Consider the following 16,479-nt stretch of genomic DNA (forward strand, 5'->3'; position numbering starts at 1 on the left):
CTATATATCTACAAAAAGTTCTCCTTTCAATGTCATCAGGTCATCGGAATAATAAATTGCCTTTTCCTGAATCTTTTCAATCAGCTTTGCATCGATAGCCATCATAAGCTTCATCGCTTTCCACGTCTCCGCACCATCCTGCGTTTTCTGGCCTTTCTTTTCTCCGCCACCATCCAAAATGACCAAGCTGTTACTACACCTTATGCAGTAAATCCGTAGTCGGGAAAAAGTGACCGGCCCTGCAACGACATTGTTTTCTGCCCGGAAGTACCATGGCTGCGCTCCGCGCATTTGAATGTTGTACAGCCAACGCCTGATTAACTGAATGTCTTCGAAAAAACCCTTTTCCAGATACTCGTTTACAAAACTGTCCGTTTCGGCGGCGGGACAGCCTTCAAATCGGATGGTATAAATAGTGACCTTCCTGGATTTGGAATACAATTCAAAATAGATACGATTCACTTATAAGTTAAGTTCAAAGATAAAACATTTCCTGACAAAAAGGAATGTTGAGTGAGATCGATCTTAGCGGCAATATCTAAAAATTTCCTCTTATTGTCTAATGAGTAGATATTAAGGACGCGCCGCTTCACCATCCGAAAAGGATCAGTTTCCCGGCAGTAAATCAGCATATTACTATGAAAAAACTCGCGCTACTCGCCTGGGCGCTTCCCGCGCTCGCATTCGGACAAAGCCCATCCCTCCAACAAGGCTTTCAAACCCCGCCCGACGCATCCAAGCCACGTGTGTGGTGGCACTGGATGAACGGCAATATCACCAAAGAAGGTATCACCAAGGACCTGGAATGGATGAAGCGTGTAGGCATCGGCGGTTTCCAGAATTTCGACGCGAGCCTTTTCACGCCCAACGTGACGCCGAAGAAGCTGGTGTTTATGACACCGGAATGGAAGGATGCATTCAAACACACCACCGATCTAGCCGAAAAACTGGGCCTGGAAATGGCTATCGCCGGGTCGCCAGGATGGAGTGTAACCGGCGGCCCCTGGGTACCGGCAGCCGATGCGATGAAAAAATACGTTTGGACTGAAACCCGCGTCGCAGGGGGAGAGGCATTTACCGGTAAATTACCTCAGCCCAGGCCCGTAGCAGGCAAGTTTCAGAATGTGCCCCTCCCCGCCGAAGGAGGCATTACAGGGCCCACGGGCGAAGTACCGGATTATTATGCCGATGCGGCCGTAATCGCTTACCGCTTACCCGCGGCCGATAAACCCATGACTTCGCTAAACCCCAAAGTGACTTCCAGCGGAGGTACATTCACGGTCGCGGAACTGACAGACGGGGACCTGGGTAAGACCAGCCTGTTGCCCCCCATGGAAGTGGGCCAGGATATGTGGATCCAATATGAATTCGATAGTCCGCAGACATTCAAGGCATTGACCATCGTGGGCGCGAGTTCCGGCGGGGCGCTGGCGGAGTTCAACGGGGCACCAAACAACCGGACATTGAAAGTCAGCGACGACGGGGTAAACTTCCGCGACGTCGCGCCTGTCAAAGGCAGTACCGTGCCGCAAAATACCCTGGCATTTGCCCCGGTGACGGCTAAATTCTATCGTATTGCATTCAAGACTTTGCCTCCGCCGTTCAATCCTTTTGCTGCGATGTTTGGCGGTGGCAATGCACAGCCCGCCAAGCCGGAAGGCGTACAGGTAGCCGAAATCGTGTTTCACAATACCGATCGGATGGACCAGTTCGAAGAAAAAGCGGGGTTCAGTCCATGGCGCGAAAACACGGCCTCGTTCATCCAGCCGACTGCCGACGCCATCCCCCTCACCGACGTTGTTGACCTGACTTCCAAAATGACCGACGATGGCAGCCTCAACTGGACACCACCAGCCGGCGACTGGGTTATTGTACGGCTGGGGTACTCCCTTACCGGCCGCAAAAACCATCCTGCCTCTCCCGAAGCTACCGGCCTGGAAGTGGACAAACTCGACAAGGAAGCGGTTTCCAAATACATTAATACCTACCTCGACATGTACAAAGATGCCACCGGCGGGCAAATGGGTGCCAAAGGGCTGCAATACATGGTGCTGGACAGCTATGAGGCGGGACACATGACCTGGACGAGAGCAATGCCCGCGGAATTCAAGAAGCGCCGCGGCTACGACCTTACGCCCTGGATACCCGTTTTGACTGGTATGGTAGTGAAAAGCGCGGCGGAAAGCGACCGGTTTCTGTGGGATTTCCGCAAGACGATCGGCGAACTGATCGTCGAAAACCATTACGAAGTGATCGGCGATGCTTTGAAGGCCCGCGGAATGAAACGGTACACGGAGTCGCACGAGGGCGGACGCATTTACCTGGCTGATGGTATGGACGTGAAGCGTAAAGCAGATGTTCCCATGGCTGCGATGTGGACGCCCGGCAGCCTCGCCGGCGGCACCGATGAAGAAGTCCGCAGCGAGGCAGATATCCGCGAGTCGGCGTCGGTAGCGCATATTTACGGGCAAAATATCGTAGCGGCGGAGTCGATGACATCCGTTGGCAATGCATTTACATGGTATCCCGAGAAACTCAAACGCACCGCCGATCTTGAAATGGCGTCGGGTTTGAATCGCTTTGTGGTCCACACGTCCGTTCATCAGCCGTTGGACGATAAAAAGCCCGGGTTTTCGCTCGGGCCCTTTGGCCAGTATTTCACCCGGCAGGAAAGCTGGGCTGAGCAGGCCAAAGTGTGGACGGGCTATTTGAGCAGAAGCTGTTTTATGCTGCAACAAGGCAAACCGGTGGTGGATGTGTTGTATTACTATGGAGAAAACTCCAATATCACGCAGATTTCCACCCAAAAACTACCCTCCATTCCGGCAGGTTACGCTTTCGACTTCGCCAATTCGAGTGTCATTAAAGATATGCTGAAAGTGGAAAAAGGAAAGATCATGACGCCATCAGGCCAGCAATACCGGCTACTCGTGCTCGATTCGACGGCACGAAACATGACTTTACCCGTGCTTCAAAAAATCGGTGAACTGGTCGCTTCGGGCATGAAGGTGGCGGGTGTTAAACCCGAACGTTCCCCAAGTTTGTCGGACGATGCCACCGCATTTGCCACTTTGGTCAACCAAATCTGGAGTAATCCGAATGCTTCTACCCAGCCGCTGGAAACGGTTTTAAACAGCATCATCTCAAAAGATGTGGTCATTACCGGCGAAAAAGCAAAAATTCTTTACGTTCATCGCCAAACAGCCGATACCGATATTTACTGGCTCGACAATCGCAGTAACGATGCCAATGAGGCACAGATCAGCTTCCGGGTTACCGGCAAAATCCCGCTGCTCTGGAACCCGGAAACCGGCAAAACCAGCAAAGTCTCTTATCAAATCTCCAATGGACGCACCACAATCCCTTTGAAATTCGATTCATGGCAGGCATATTTCATCGTTTTCAACGGCAATGCACCCGCCACCTCCTACACAGCACCAGCCACCGTAGAATCGGAAATTACGGGCGTTACGGGCGCGTGGACTGTACACTTCCAGCCGGGCCTGGGCGCTCCCGCGCAGGCACAACTCCCGGCATTGACATCGCTTTCGGAGAATGCCGACGCGGGTATCAAGTATTTTTCGGGAACAGCGACCTACGAAAACACTTTCAATGCACCGGCCATCCGCCAAAATGCCCAATACTGGCTCGATCTCGGGGATGTTAAGAACCTTGCAGAAGTCATTGTTAATGGCAAAAATGTCGGCATCACCTGGAAAAAACCATTTCGCATTGAAGTAACAGGTGCATTGAAGCAAGGTTCCAACAGCATTCAGGTGAAAGTAACCAATACCTGGGTAAATCGCCTGATCGGCGACGCGCAACCTGGCGTGACGAACAAGATCACTTACACTACCATGCCGTTTTACAAGGCTGATTCCCCATTACTACCCAGCGGTTTGCTCGGACCGGTAAAATTGGTTGCGGTGACGCCTGGCAAGTAAATTTAATTGTCGTTGGGGGAGTGAATGGTCAGGGATTGTCATGTGTAGTCAGGAGTGGTCAAGTATAGTCAGGAATTGTCATGTGTAGTCAGGAGCGGTCAAGTGTAGTCAGGAGTAGTCAGGAATTGTTATGTGTAGTCAGGAGTAGTCAAGTGTAGTCAGGAGTGGTCAAGTGTAGTTACAGATAGGTCATTATTTTGCAAAAGGAATATAGAGACCTATCTGACTGGATCTGACCATATCTGACTACAAATGACCCTACCTGACTACAAATGACAATCCCTGACTACAAATGACAATCCCTGACTACACTTGACCCTACCTGACTACAAATGACAATCCCTGACTACACTTGACCCTACCTGACTACAAATGACAATCCCCGACTACATCTGACCATACCTGACTATAAATGACAATCCCTGACTACATCTGACCACAAATGCCCGCCAGCGTCAGCAAGTCCGCGGACAAGGTGCGCTCAGGTCGTAATAACCGCTGTCCGGTTCGGTGCCCAATGCGCCGCTGCGGTCGCCCTTATTGGAAATGGCCTGGAACAGCAGCCCGAAAGCATAAGAGCCCGTCAGTTCCTTTTGCACTTCTTCATTGGCAGCCGGAAAATAGCGGTGCAGCACAAAGCGAATGTAAATTTTAGGCATTTTTTCAAACCTGAAAAGTGCCGCCAGTAGCTCTTTTACGGGATAATTGTACCCATTCAGGAAACCGTACTGCGTGCGGAACAGCGGACTGGCGATCTCCCCGGCATGGCCTTTCTGTTCCCAGTATTTAATCCATTGCCTCGCCAGCACATCGGGCACATTTCCACCCGGGCCATCCCCCGCCTCACGGAAATCGGCCGGCGTGTGCGCATAGTAAGGCGTAATAATCTGTCCGGCACTATCGATACCAAAAAGCACCAGCTTGAATGCACTTTCTTCAGTATCAAAACCAAAACGGACTTTGATAACGGCTATACCCGGCGTTGATACCAGGGTTTCGAAGTCATTACCGTCAAAATAATCACCCAAAAGGAGTTTACTCCCCCAATTAAAAAAGCCAAAGGGCTCGCGGCTGTGTTCCAGCGCCTGCCACTGGGCAGCCCATTTTGCAAAAACTTCATCACTGATAAACTTCGGCATGCTCGCTGAGATTTAATGGTTTAAAAAGATATTTGCTTTCCGATCGTGCAGCGCAACCGGCATCCGCACAATGGAAAGCAATATACCTAAGGGCAAGGAGGCATTGTAACTAATTCGGTTAAAAAATAGAATTAATTCGATTTATCGGTTAGGTTAATGATTTCTGATTGATCGGGCGGACTGCGCGTCCCGGACTACGCGTCCCGGACTGCGCGCCTCGGGCCTCGATCCGAAGAACTCGCTTTGAGTTCCCCGAACCATTTGTTTCGCCCTGGCTTTTAGTTTGATGAGTCAGACGCAAGCGTCAATCAGGTTCTTTTTTAAGCGCCCCGTCCTGATTGACATTTCAAAATTGGGCAAACCTCTTCCACGAGGTAAGCGTGTAAACACGTGAATGCAAAAACAGGTGTTTTCCGGGGGGCCAGAGGGCAATCCCGAAATAAATGCCTTTCTTCGCAACGCCATCCATTGAGAAGCACCATGAAATCCTTGTCCGCCATACTTCTGCTCACACTGCTTTGCTCCATCCAGGTTTCCGCGCAAAAGCCCGTCCCCGCGAGGGTGATCACCTACCGTAACCCCGTGATTGCCGGCGACTTTGCCGACCCATCGGTGATACGCGTAGGCGATACGTATTACGCGGCCGGTACCTCTTCGGAATGGGGGCCTGCCTACCCTATTTACAGTTCCAAAGACCTCGTGAACTGGGAATATGTCGGACCCGTATTCGCCGAGCTGCCCAAATGGACAATGGGAAGCTATTGGGCACCGGAGCTGTTTTTCCGGAACGGGACATTCTACGTTTACTATACGGCCAGGCGGAAATCCGACAAGCAGTCGGTCATCGGCGTGGCAACCACGAAGGATATTACAAAAGGATTTAAAGACCACGGCATCATTGTCGAATGGACCAAAGAGGCCATCGACGCCTATGTGGTGGAAGACAAAGGGAAACTATTCATTACCTGGAAAGCCTATGGCCTCGACAAAGACCGGGGCATCGAACTGCTCGGCGCGGAGCTTTCACCCGACGGATTGAAGGTAACCGGCAAGGAATTCAGCCTCATTAAAGCCGATCCCGCCGGCTGGGAAGCAGGTGGTGCCGAGGGGCAGGCTATATTTAAAAGAGGAAACTACTGGTATATGCTCTATTCCGGCAATGCATGCTGCGGCGACCGCTGCGATTATCAGGTCGGGATGGCGAGGGCGGAAAAATTGCAGGGGCCCTGGATGAAATATGAGGGAAATCCTGTCCTTTTCGGGGACGATACCTGGAAATGTCCGGGACACGGCACCGTGGTAACCACGCCGGACCGCCGCTATTTTTACCTGCACCATGCCTATAATGGTATCGACTTTACATTTACAGGGCGCCAGGGCGTTCTCAGCGAGTTGATTTGGGACGAAACAACCCGCTGGCCTGCATTCAGATACGGCAAAACGACTCCCGCGCAGGCGGAATCGCCCACAAGCTCAGGCCCTGTTCCCCAGCATAGCTCCAACTTTTCGGTAAACTATGAACGCGATACATTAAGACTGCCCTGGGTATTCGACGCCGGCCTGCCGACGCCGAAGTTCGGTATCAGGGCCGCAGCTCTGGAAATCGAGTGCGAGAACCCCGCCCAAACAGGTAATTTCCTGGGCCATACCATTAAAAAAGGCAGCTATACCTACACCGCCGAATTCATGATCAAAGACAACATTTTCCAAAACGTTGTCCTATATGGCGATTCTCGAAACGCCATCGGCTACGGTGCAGGCCAAAACCGCGTCGAGCTATGGCAAGTAAAAGACGGCCAGTATGAAACCCTCCAGACGCAGGAAATCCCCGATAAATACAAAACCATCCGATTGGAATTGCAAAGCCGCTACGGACGCTACTACACGTTCAGCTGGGGTGTCAAAGGCCAAAAAATCGACTCGCTCACCAGTTCGGTACAGATAGAAGCCCCCTGGCTGCCCCGGTGGGACAGGGCGCCGAGAGTAGGTGTCAGCGTAACCGGCACACCTGGCCCGAAAAGTGAAATTAAAGCGATCGAAATGAAATACGACTAAAAGTATTGCTGCATGAGCTTCGGGTACGCGGGTATCACTACTTCCGGATCCTCGATTTCGGGGTGCCATTTTTTCTCCCATTCGAAACTGTAATACCCTTTGTAGTTGTCTTTCACGAGTACACCTATTGCCTCCTTCAAAGGGCCTTCACCCTTGCCTACCTGCACGTATTGAATTTTACCGTCTTTCAGAATGCCATCCTTGATGTGCGTGTGGCGAATGTACTTTTTCAGTTTGGCATAAACCTCCTTTGGCGGCTCCTTCGTCACGGACCACATATTGAAAATATCCCAGATCAGTCCGACGTGCTTATGCTCCGACTTGCCCATCACCGTTGCCAGGATATCTTTTCCGGTCACGTCGCCATGTGATTCCAGCAGTACGGTTACAGAAGTATTTTTGGCATGGTCGCCCAGTTCCAGCAGCCCGGTACCGATAAGCTCCACGGTTCGGGCCACTTCCTGATCTTTGGGCAAATCATTGGGGAATACCCGGACATAAGGGCAATTCAGCTGCTGCGCGAGGTCGATAAACCGCTTTGCTTCGTCCAGGTTTTTCGCCCGCACTGCCGGATCGGCCATATGCAATGACGCCGACGAGCCGAGGTCAACGACCCTTAATCCCTTGTCCTCCGCCATTTTGCGTGATTGGGCAATGCTTTGTGGTGTATTGAAATCGCTGCATAAGGGCAGATCCATACAATCCAGCACGCCGCGAATCTCGATGCCCTGGTAGCCGTTATCGGCTGCATATTTGACAATCGTCGCCCAGTCCCATTTCGGGCAGGCAAGGGTAGAGAACGAAAAAAGTGGCTTGGCCCTCGCCCATGCGTTGAGCGGTTGCAACAAAGGCAGCGCAAAGCTTGCGGCGGCGGCCGTCAGGAAATCCCTGCGGTTCGGGAAAGATGAGTGGTTCATAAGGTTCAGGAAAATGTGCTGAAATATATCGGCTGTTGCGGGGATTGGCAAACGCGCCGCACATTTTGTTTCCGGGCATGCAACGTTTCAAACGCCGACTCTTGTCCCAGCGGGGAATTACAAAACGGCAGTTTGAAAAAAGCTATGAAAAATCGTCAGGTATCCATCGGAAAATATTACATCAAAGGCCTGCTCCTGTGCATGCTCACCGCCTGCATGTTCGCGTGCGACAAAGTCGAAGGGCCGGAGCCGAATCCGGGAGAAGTCCCACAATCGACGGCGAAATTGCTGACCGACAGCTTTCCCGACGCCAAAAATGTCGTATTCAAAACCATTCTGGCTAATGCATTGTGGGAGGCACATTTCGAAGAGGGACAGGTGAAATACTATATGGGTTTGCAGCCGGGGAAAATTGTCGCTTTACATAAGTTACTGGGTGATGTCGTTCCCGACTCGATGCAACAGATTATCCGTGAAAAATTTCCGATTGCCAAAAATGCAAAGCTCTCGGATTACCGTGCGGAAGTTCGGCTGGATCCCGATAAGGAAGGGGTATGGTATCGTGCAAAGATAACGGCAGATGGTCAGGACTTTTCGATCAAGTGGATATACAGTAAAGTTTACAATTCCGATCTAAAACACATCACGTTTGGATTCGGCGAACATAACATATTTACATTCGACACTGATCCCCGATACGAGCCGATACCCACAACACTTGTTGATTTGCAAAACAGAACGGACTATTTCGTTACCTCACTTACCACGAAAGTCATAGGCGAAAATAAGGTAAACTATTACTTCAATGGAAAAGATGATGGAAGTCCGAGAGTTATAACCAATGACGGGGTTTTCATTGGATCGTATAATTTCGTAAAACCTTTCAAGGCATTTGATGAAATACCCGATCCTATCCGTAAGCAATTGGCAAAATTCGGAATTGATGAGAGATATCAGATGTCTGTATTCAGTGGAGAGTGCTTTGAGGACAATTACCAAAGTTACAGCATTTTCGTCTATGGGTACCTTGCCGGCTATCGCCTGTTTTTCGATAAGGATGGCAAGCTATTGGCATTCGTTTCCTCCTATTTGTATGAATATAGATAATACGTCATGCAACGTTTAACCTAACCCGTCGTGTCCCACGGCAAATAATTATATTCCGCCTCATTAAGATTGCTTCGTCAACCCCTAATGAAATTTTTAAGAGTAAAAAGTACGATAGTATTGCCGATTTGGTAAAAGCTTGTCAGGAGCTCGATCCGAAAGCGCAGACCATATTTTACGATCGCTACAAATCAGAGCTGATCGGAATATGTATGCGATACACCAAAACGAAAGCGGAGGCAGAAGATATTTTCCAGGAATCATTTATCAAGGTATTTAACCATCTCTCCGAACTCAAAAACATTGCTGCGCTTGACTCTTGGATTAAATCGATTGTGATACGAACCGCCATTAACTATTACCACCGTACCACGAAAAGCGAACTCCGCCACCGGTCGGTGGAGTCGGACAGGCTCGATTTCGATTCGGACGATTATGATCGCATTATAGATTACATGAATATCAATGATTTGCGGCAGGTGATCGGCACATTGCCGGATGGTTATCGCATGATCATCAATTTGCACCTGATCGACGGGTTTTCGCATGTGGAAATAGCCGAAATGCTTTCCATATCCGCGAGCACGTCACGCTCCCAGTTTCTGAGGGGCAGGAATTTGCTTATCAAAAAATTAGAAGAATACGGAATCAAGAAATATGAAACTCCCTGACGACGAAATAAACGATCGGTTGCGAAGGGCGCTTACCGATAAATTCAGCAATACCAAAGAGCAGCCTGATCCCAAACTGGCAAATATCGTCCTGAATTCGATTCATCGCAGGACAGGAAGCACTATGCCTTACCGCATCGCATTGACGACTGTTTTGGTGCTTCTTACCACAATGCGCCCTGAGAGATATACTGTTCCTTCGCGAAGCAATCCTCAAACACTGCATGCAACTCGCCCGACAAGTACGCAAGAAACCACCTATTCAACTGAAATAGACAGCATTACCCACGCATCAATAAACCCTCCTCTTTCCATTGAAGAAAATAATGCAGTCGCACAAAATCGGGATATATTCGAACAAAAAAGCATTGCATTACCTCCTGATGAAGTTGAAACCCTATCAGAAAGAACACCGGCTTCCGGGACCACTATAAAGCCGGATATCAAGCTGGAAAATCCCGATTTGCTCGATAACTCCGGTTATATTTCTTTCAATACATTACACCTCCCGGTCATACTTGTTCCCAAGGAAAATCATACAACCGAAAAACCGAAAGAAGCCTGGAATTTGCTACTCGAATTCACACCGATGAACACTTATCAAGTGGTGCGCATTCGAAGCAATCAACCCGTTCAATACCAGAACTTTGAATTCCCGGAAAGTTTCTCTAACAAAAAAATGGCTTATCAAATTCAGGCCGGTGTCGAGCGGGGCGGATTGCAATTTCATCTCGGCTATGCATTTTCCAGGCAAAATTTTCATTATGAGATTGCCACCAATGAATTTGTATTCGATAAGCAAAATCAGGTTGTTCGGAAGGGTGTTTCCGAACAGGTCGATAATACCCTCCATTTCGGGAATATCGGTATTTCAAAAGAACTGTCGTTCAATAAAGCAAAGTTTAACGGATACTTTGTCCGAGTCGGTGCGGATTTGTCCAGGGAATTTACCACCAAACAAAATCTGCTGTGGGGAACCGCTACCTTTGGAAAAGAAATTCCACTCGGCACAGGCAGCTTACTGCATGTAGGCCCCTACATCGAATATTCAGTCAACAAAATGCGAAGCAAGGATGCGGGCTTCACGCTTCAACCCTACCAAGCCGGAATCTCCATTCAATTCAAATACAGACTTAAACAAAACCGCAAATCTCCATCATTGCCATGAAAAAAACATTGTATTTCGGCCTGTTCCTGTTGCTTGCCATCTCGTGTAAACATAAAAACGACCCCGGTCCAGCCGAATCATTGCCGGACGACGGCATTAACCCAACCACGGAAACGGAAATATTCGATTCCATTACGCCCGTTACAGGTACGCTCATCAAAAACATGCGTATCCGTAACTATTATAATCTTTCATCACCTTCCCCCACCTTTGGTGGAGAAGAGCTATTGCACTACGAGTATGATGATCAGCAGCGGCTTTCCTCGTGTGCGTGGCAAGTTTTGGGAAGCGATGTCAAAGTGAGCATAAAATTTGCTTACGACGCTGGCGGCGTTCCCAATAAATTACCGTGCGCTATGATTTCCTCGGAGGAGACCGTGCTCCGCTAGAATCGCGGTTAACTGTTGAAAACGATGGCACATTTTTAAAAATAGTTCCCCCTGCCAAAAACATCACGTTTTTCCCTCCCATCAATCCGTCGGAAGATGACTACAAATATCTGGCTACGATCAACAAACAGAATGAAATCGTACAAATGGCCCGATCGAATAGCGGTCTGCTGAGCGGATACTATTCATTTTCTTACGACGCAAAAAGGAATCCAGTGAAAATGGCATTCACGTTTATCAATAGAAGTGGCCAGCTGGTTAGGACCGATGACCTGTTAAACATAGAACATACGAAATACGTCCGGTCACCTTTCAATAATCCCATGTTTGGGCTTGCAAATGAATTGACGCGGGTTTTTGGTGTGCATCCAGCCCACTGGTTCCGCGAGTTTGGTGTAAACATGCCGGTAAAAGTAGACGTCACTTACCTTAGCCGTGAAGAAAATCCGTCGAGCCGGTTCGGTTACGTGTACTCGAATATGATCCCGCCACGGAAATTTGATTTTGTGTATCACTACAACACCAAAAAACTACCCACGCTCATGGTAGCGAAAGAGTCTTACAAAGCTGGTGAGAGCGTCGACTCTGTCCGGTTTGAATACCAATAGTTGTACGGCGCAGTGAAGTCGATAAAAAAAGGTCTGCAAACCCAAGTATGGTTGCAGACCTTTTTACATATCCAACGCTTTGATAAGGGCATTACGCCCTCTGATGTCGATCCGTTTCAGTTCCGACGGCCCCTTCCTACTTCGCAGGGTGGTCCGTCAATTCGCTCTTCCGCAATTCGAGTACGATCCGGATGCCAATACCGGCAATTGCCACTGCAATGCCAAGCTGGGCCAGTCCCGCCCACATGCTAATCGTCCATTCCATTTTTGTATCGATTTGATTTTCAACACAAAATAAAAACGACTAAATAGCGAATTAAAGTGTTATCAATTAACCGGTTATCAAATTTAGTAAACGGCAAAATGACACGGATCAGAAAAAAAAATGCCTCCTCCCCATTGCGAAATTTCAATTCTCATTTAACTTTGAAATACAAAGTACTTTTTAACAATAAAAATTCCCGCCAACCACAAAAGCTGATCACCATCTCAATCCATGTTTTATGCGTGAAGAAATCCTGTTGAACCAAGACAATGCCCTGCAACTGGAAAAGTTGTATCGGGGCAACAAGCCCGGCTTTAAGGCAGCTTTCAATGCATTGTACCCCGAATTGCGCAACAATCCGCTGGCCGAAGGATGGTATCAGCGGCTCAATTTCAGTCAGGAAGGAGCGGCCTGGGGTACACCTGCCGAGCGGACCTTTGTGGTAATAGCTTCGCTTCTCGCCGCGCTGCTGGCCAAGCTGCCCGAGCTCCTTTCCATCGACGAAGCGTTTTATTACCCGCGCAACGTAGGGTTTATCGTCGCCCCGGCATTGATGGCCTATTTTGCCTGGAAAAACACCGTTTCGTGGAAGGTCCGGGGGACGGCAATCCTGCTGCTGATGGCGTCGGTAGTGTTCATCAACTGGCTGCCCCAGAATGAAAACAGTGATACATTGATACTTTCCTGCCTGCACCTGCCGCTCTGGCTGTGGTCGCTGCTGGGCGCGGCATACAGTGGCGGAAAGTGGAAAAACGGTGCGAGCTGGCTGGAATTCCTGCGCTACACGGGCGAGCTTATCGTAATGTCGGGGCTTCTGGTGCTCGCAGGCGGCCTCACCACAGCCCTTACCATCAACCTCTTCGGGCTGATCGGCTGGGACGTTCAATGGGTTTTTTCAAAATACATTGTCATATGCGGGCTGGCGGCCGTGCCTATTGTCGCGACGTTCATTACACGGGTGCAGCCCACGCTCGTGAACAAAATACCGCCGGTTATCGCGAAGCTGTTCAGCCCGGTAGCGCTAGTGATGCTGGTAGCGTACCTGATAGCTACGCTCATTGCCGGCAAAAGTCCTTACCACGACCGCGAGTTCCTGGTGTTGTTCAACGGCCTATTGGTTGCTGTGATGGCACTGATCTTCTTTTCGCTGGCCGAAACCGATCAATCCGGCAGCCGCGCGCAAATTGTGCTGCTTCTCCTGTTATCTGCAGTAACATTGCTCGTCAATTGCATCGCTTTATCGGCCGTTCTGTTCCGCATTTCGGAGTGGGGCCTCACCCCGAACCGCGCCGCCGTGCTCGGCGCCAATGTGCTGATGCTCGCCCATTTGTTTTATGTGGGGTTAAAACTTTTCGCCGTACTCAGCAAAAAGTCGGAACTCCGGGCCGTCGGTGCGTCGCTCGGGATATTCCTTCCGCTGTACAGCATATGGAGCGCGGTGGTAATCTTCATTTTCCCACTGATTTTTGGATTCAAATAGAATGTAGTTTTAAACCAACCCAAAAAGCTGCCGGATCGCCGGCGGCTTTTTTTGGTTTCTCCGCTTATCTGAGAAATTTGCAACTCTTGCTGTAATCCTTGTACGCCCGGGGCGACGCTAACCTGCCACCTTTGTCATGTTCTTTAACACTAAACAAAAACGACCATGAACTCACTCGAAAACAAAGTAGCACTCGTGACCGGCGCGTCAAGAGGAATAGGTGCAGCCGTTGCCTTTCACCTCGCAAAATCAGGCGCCAAAGTCATTGTAAACTACGCCGGCGGGCTGGAAGCGGCCCAGCAAACGGTAGCAGCTATTCAATCGGCGGGTGGCGAGGCCATTGCCTTGCAGGCCGACGTCAGTAATCCCGGCCAGGTAAAAGATATGTTCGACGCTGCGATAGCGCATTTTGGCAGAATCGACGTGTTGGTGAATAATGCCGGCATTATGATCACCAAACTGCTCAAAGATACCACCGACGAAGATTTCACCCGCCAGTTTGAAATAAATGTCCGTGGCACGTTCAACACCCTCCGTGAAGCAGCAACCCGCCTGGCGGAAGGCGGCAGTATCATCAACTTTTCGTCCAGCACGACGCGCGTCATGATGCCTACCTACGCGACGTACGTGGCTACCAAAGGTGCTGTCGAACAACTCACACGCGTTTTTGCCAAGGAAGTGGGCGCTCGCGGCATCAATGTCAACGCCGTTCTGCCCGGCCCGACCAATACCGAACTCTTCACCAAAGGCAAACCACAGGAAGTCATCGACCGCCTCGCTTCCCTGAATGCATTCAACCGCCTTGGTGAGCCTGAAGACATCGCCAAAACCGTCAGTTTCCTCGCCAGCGACGACGCCAAATGGATCAGCGGGCAAACCATCGGTTTGAATGGCGGGATGGCGTGATGCGGCAAAGAGGCTTAGTCAGCAGTTGCCACCCTGGAATTGAGTAAAAGAAGGCAGAACCCGTCTTCAAGGGGTTATGAAAAAGTCCTGCTTTCTTTTACTTCAACTATTATTCCTTGCAACGGTTGCATTTTCGCAATCTGGCAGATCTTCCACATTCCCCGACGGAAGCAAAATACCGGGCTGGTTTTCAGATACATCCAAAGTTGATATTAAAAACCGTGGCAAGCGGTTTGTGGTCACGGACCATGGTGTTTCTACGGACAGCAACCTCGTGCAAACCTTCGCGATCCAGCGCGTCATCGACCGCGCCAGCGAACAGGGCGGAGGCGTGATCGTGATTCCCGAGGGTACTTTTTTGAGCGGGGCACTGTTTTTTAAACCTAAAACACACCTGTATGTTGCGGAAGGTGCTGTATTGAAAGGCTCCGACAAAATTGCCGATTACCCGATGATGCCCTCGCGCATGGAGGGGCAAAACCTGGATTATTTTCCCGCATTAGTCAATGCCTACGGCGTAAACGGCTTCACAATTTCGGGAAAGGGTGTGATCGACGGCAACGGACTGAACTACTGGAAGGCATTCTGGCAACGCCGGAAGGAAAACCCCAACTGTACCAACCTGGAAGTATCGCGACCACGGCTGGTTTTTATCTGGAAAAGCAACGATGTACAGGTACAGGATGTGACGCTTCAAAATTCCGGCTTCTGGACGAGCCATTATTACCAATGCAACAATATCAAAATCCTGAATGTCAGGATCACCGCACCGCATGAACCGGTCAAGGCGCCGAGCACCGATGCGATCGACCTGGATGTGTGCAATAATGTGCTTGTTAAAGGTTGCTACCTCGCTGTAAACGACGATGCGATTGCCTTGAAAGGCGGCAAAGGTCCGTATGCCGACAAAGACCCCAGCAACGGCGCCAACGCCAATATCATCATCGAGGACACCCATTTCGGGTTTTGCCACGCGGCGCTTACGTGCGGAAGCGAGGCTATTCACAATAAAAATGTGGTGATGCGCAACTGCCATATCGAAAACGCCATGCGCGTACTCTGGCTGAAAATGCGCCCCGACACGCCGCAGAGATACGAGTTTATCAGTGTCGAAAACGTGGATGGTTATGCGTACAGTCTCATTTATGTGAAGCCATGGAAACAATTCTTCGACCTGAAAGGCCGAAAAGATGTTCCGCTCTCCTACTCGGACCATATCAGCCTGAAAAACATCAAACTGAAATGCGAGGTGTTTTTCGACGTGAGTCCGGGAGAATATGATAAACTGTCGAAGTTTAGTTTTGAAAACCTGGATATCACTGCAAAAAACACTGCTTACGATAAATCCGTGGTCAGGGATTTCACGCTCACAAATGTCAGGGTGAATGAGAAGATGATCCGCTAATGCTTTTTGTGGCGTTCACGCCCCGAGGTATCGGCAGGCAAGCTGATAAAACTCGGCGACAAAGGCATCATAGGCAATGAAAATGTCGGGCTTGGCGATAAAATCCTTCGCACCCGCCCGGATGCACTTGTCGCGCGTGGTCGCTACGGACGACGTAGAAGTCGCGAATACGGCAATGTCCGGGTAGGTCACTTTGAGCTCGTCGATTATATCATAACCGTTTTTGCCGGGCATGTTCAGGTCCGAAAGGACCAGTTCAGGAAGCTCGCGCGGCGAACCGTGGAGCCACTCTGTAAGCTGATCGCCGTTCCCGAATTCACCAAGGATTTCAAATTCCCCGGAAGCTCTGAACGCCTCCGACATAAAGAAGCGCTCGTCTTCATCATTTTCTACAATGGCTAGCCTGAATGTTCTCATATCCGGAG

General features: G+C 49.9%; 15 protein-coding genes. 10 read left to right on the plus strand and 5 right to left on the minus strand.

Features of this window, described 5'->3' with window-relative positions; translation table 11 throughout:
* Positions 1 to 462, minus strand: coding sequence for a hypothetical protein (locus tag J7619_RS11455; protein ID WP_291198078.1), 462 nt, complete (start codon positions 460 to 462; stop codon positions 1 to 3).
* Positions 463 to 638: 176 nt separating this feature from the next.
* On the opposite strand from J7619_RS11455, the gene J7619_RS11460 reads away from it, so the two are divergent.
* Positions 639 to 3,944, plus strand: a complete 3,306-nt coding sequence (locus J7619_RS11460; protein WP_291198080.1) for a glycosyl hydrolase — start codon at positions 639 to 641, stop codon at positions 3,942 to 3,944.
* Positions 3,945 to 4,399: 455 nt separating this feature from the next.
* Here the strand turns inward: J7619_RS11460 and J7619_RS11465 are convergent, their stop codons facing one another.
* The gene (locus J7619_RS11465) at positions 4,400 to 5,083 is read right to left on the minus strand and encodes a hypothetical protein (protein WP_291198082.1); all 684 of its coding nucleotides are present in this window, start codon (positions 5,081 to 5,083) and stop codon (positions 4,400 to 4,402) included.
* Between the two features lie 480 nt (positions 5,084 to 5,563).
* On the opposite strand from J7619_RS11465, the gene J7619_RS11470 reads away from it, so the two are divergent.
* Positions 5,564 to 7,138: a glycoside hydrolase family 43 protein gene (locus J7619_RS11470; RefSeq protein ID WP_291198084.1), complete on the plus strand. Its 1,575-nt coding sequence runs from the start codon at positions 5,564 to 5,566 to the stop codon at positions 7,136 to 7,138.
* Here J7619_RS11470 and J7619_RS11475 read toward each other — a convergent pair.
* Positions 7,135 to 8,055, minus strand: coding sequence for a sugar phosphate isomerase/epimerase (locus J7619_RS11475; RefSeq protein ID WP_291198086.1), 921 nt, complete (start codon positions 8,053 to 8,055; stop codon positions 7,135 to 7,137). The two genes, J7619_RS11470 and J7619_RS11475, sit on opposite strands and share 4 nt — an antisense overlap.
* 144 nt (positions 8,056 to 8,199) lie before the next feature.
* Between J7619_RS11475 and J7619_RS11480 the strand changes: the two genes are divergently transcribed.
* The 5 genes from J7619_RS11480 (at position 8,200) to J7619_RS11500 (ending at position 11,998) form a co-directional block, all read left to right on the plus strand.
* Positions 8,200 to 9,162 carry a hypothetical protein gene (locus J7619_RS11480; RefSeq protein WP_291198088.1) on the plus strand — a complete coding sequence of 321 codons (963 nt, stop codon included), beginning with the start codon at positions 8,200 to 8,202 and terminating at the stop codon, positions 9,160 to 9,162.
* Positions 9,163 to 9,290: 128 nt separating this feature from the next.
* Positions 9,291 to 9,833 (plus strand): RNA polymerase sigma factor, encoded by a 543-nt coding sequence (locus J7619_RS11485; protein ID WP_291198090.1) that lies wholly within the window; start codon positions 9,291 to 9,293, stop codon positions 9,831 to 9,833.
* 124 nt (positions 9,834 to 9,957) lie between these two features.
* Complete coding sequence (locus J7619_RS11490; protein WP_291198092.1) at positions 9,958 to 11,001, plus strand: hypothetical protein; 1,044 nt, start codon at positions 9,958 to 9,960, stop codon at positions 10,999 to 11,001.
* The gene (locus tag J7619_RS11495) at positions 10,998 to 11,390 is read left to right on the plus strand and encodes a hypothetical protein (RefSeq protein WP_291198094.1); all 393 of its coding nucleotides are present in this window, start codon (positions 10,998 to 11,000) and stop codon (positions 11,388 to 11,390) included. Before J7619_RS11490 ends, J7619_RS11495 begins: the two co-directional genes overlap by 4 nt.
* The gene (locus tag J7619_RS11500; protein WP_291198095.1) at positions 11,351 to 11,998 is read left to right on the plus strand and encodes a hypothetical protein; all 648 of its coding nucleotides are present in this window, start codon (positions 11,351 to 11,353) and stop codon (positions 11,996 to 11,998) included. Before J7619_RS11495 ends, J7619_RS11500 begins: the two co-directional genes overlap by 40 nt.
* A gap of 136 nt (positions 11,999 to 12,134) precedes the next feature.
* Here the strand turns inward: J7619_RS11500 and J7619_RS11505 are convergent, their stop codons facing one another.
* Positions 12,135 to 12,263, minus strand: a complete 129-nt coding sequence (locus tag J7619_RS11505; protein WP_291198096.1) for a hypothetical protein — start codon at positions 12,261 to 12,263, stop codon at positions 12,135 to 12,137.
* A 238-nt stretch (positions 12,264 to 12,501) separates the two neighbouring features.
* Here J7619_RS11505 and J7619_RS11510 point away from each other — a divergent pair, with 238 nt between their 5' ends.
* From J7619_RS11510 to J7619_RS11520, 3 genes are all read left to right on the plus strand, one after another.
* Positions 12,502 to 13,743, plus strand: coding sequence for a hypothetical protein (locus tag J7619_RS11510; protein WP_291198097.1), 1,242 nt, complete (start codon positions 12,502 to 12,504; stop codon positions 13,741 to 13,743).
* Positions 13,744 to 13,908: 165 nt separating this feature from the next.
* Complete coding sequence (locus J7619_RS11515) at positions 13,909 to 14,649, plus strand: SDR family oxidoreductase (RefSeq protein WP_291198098.1); 741 nt, start codon at positions 13,909 to 13,911, stop codon at positions 14,647 to 14,649.
* 76 nt (positions 14,650 to 14,725) lie between these two features.
* On the plus strand, positions 14,726 to 16,054 hold the full coding sequence (locus J7619_RS11520) for a glycoside hydrolase family 28 protein (protein ID WP_291198099.1): 1,329 nt from the start codon (positions 14,726 to 14,728) through the stop codon (positions 16,052 to 16,054).
* Positions 16,055 to 16,069: 15 nt separating this feature from the next.
* Here J7619_RS11520 and J7619_RS11525 read toward each other — a convergent pair whose 3' ends face one another.
* On the minus strand, positions 16,070 to 16,471 hold the full coding sequence (locus J7619_RS11525) for a response regulator (RefSeq protein ID WP_291198100.1): 402 nt from the start codon (positions 16,469 to 16,471) through the stop codon (positions 16,070 to 16,072).
* Between the last annotated feature and the right edge of the window lie 8 nt (positions 16,472 to 16,479).

The organism is Dyadobacter sp., from assembly GCF_017744695.1.
GTDB lineage: Bacteria > Bacteroidota > Bacteroidia > Cytophagales > Spirosomataceae > Dyadobacter.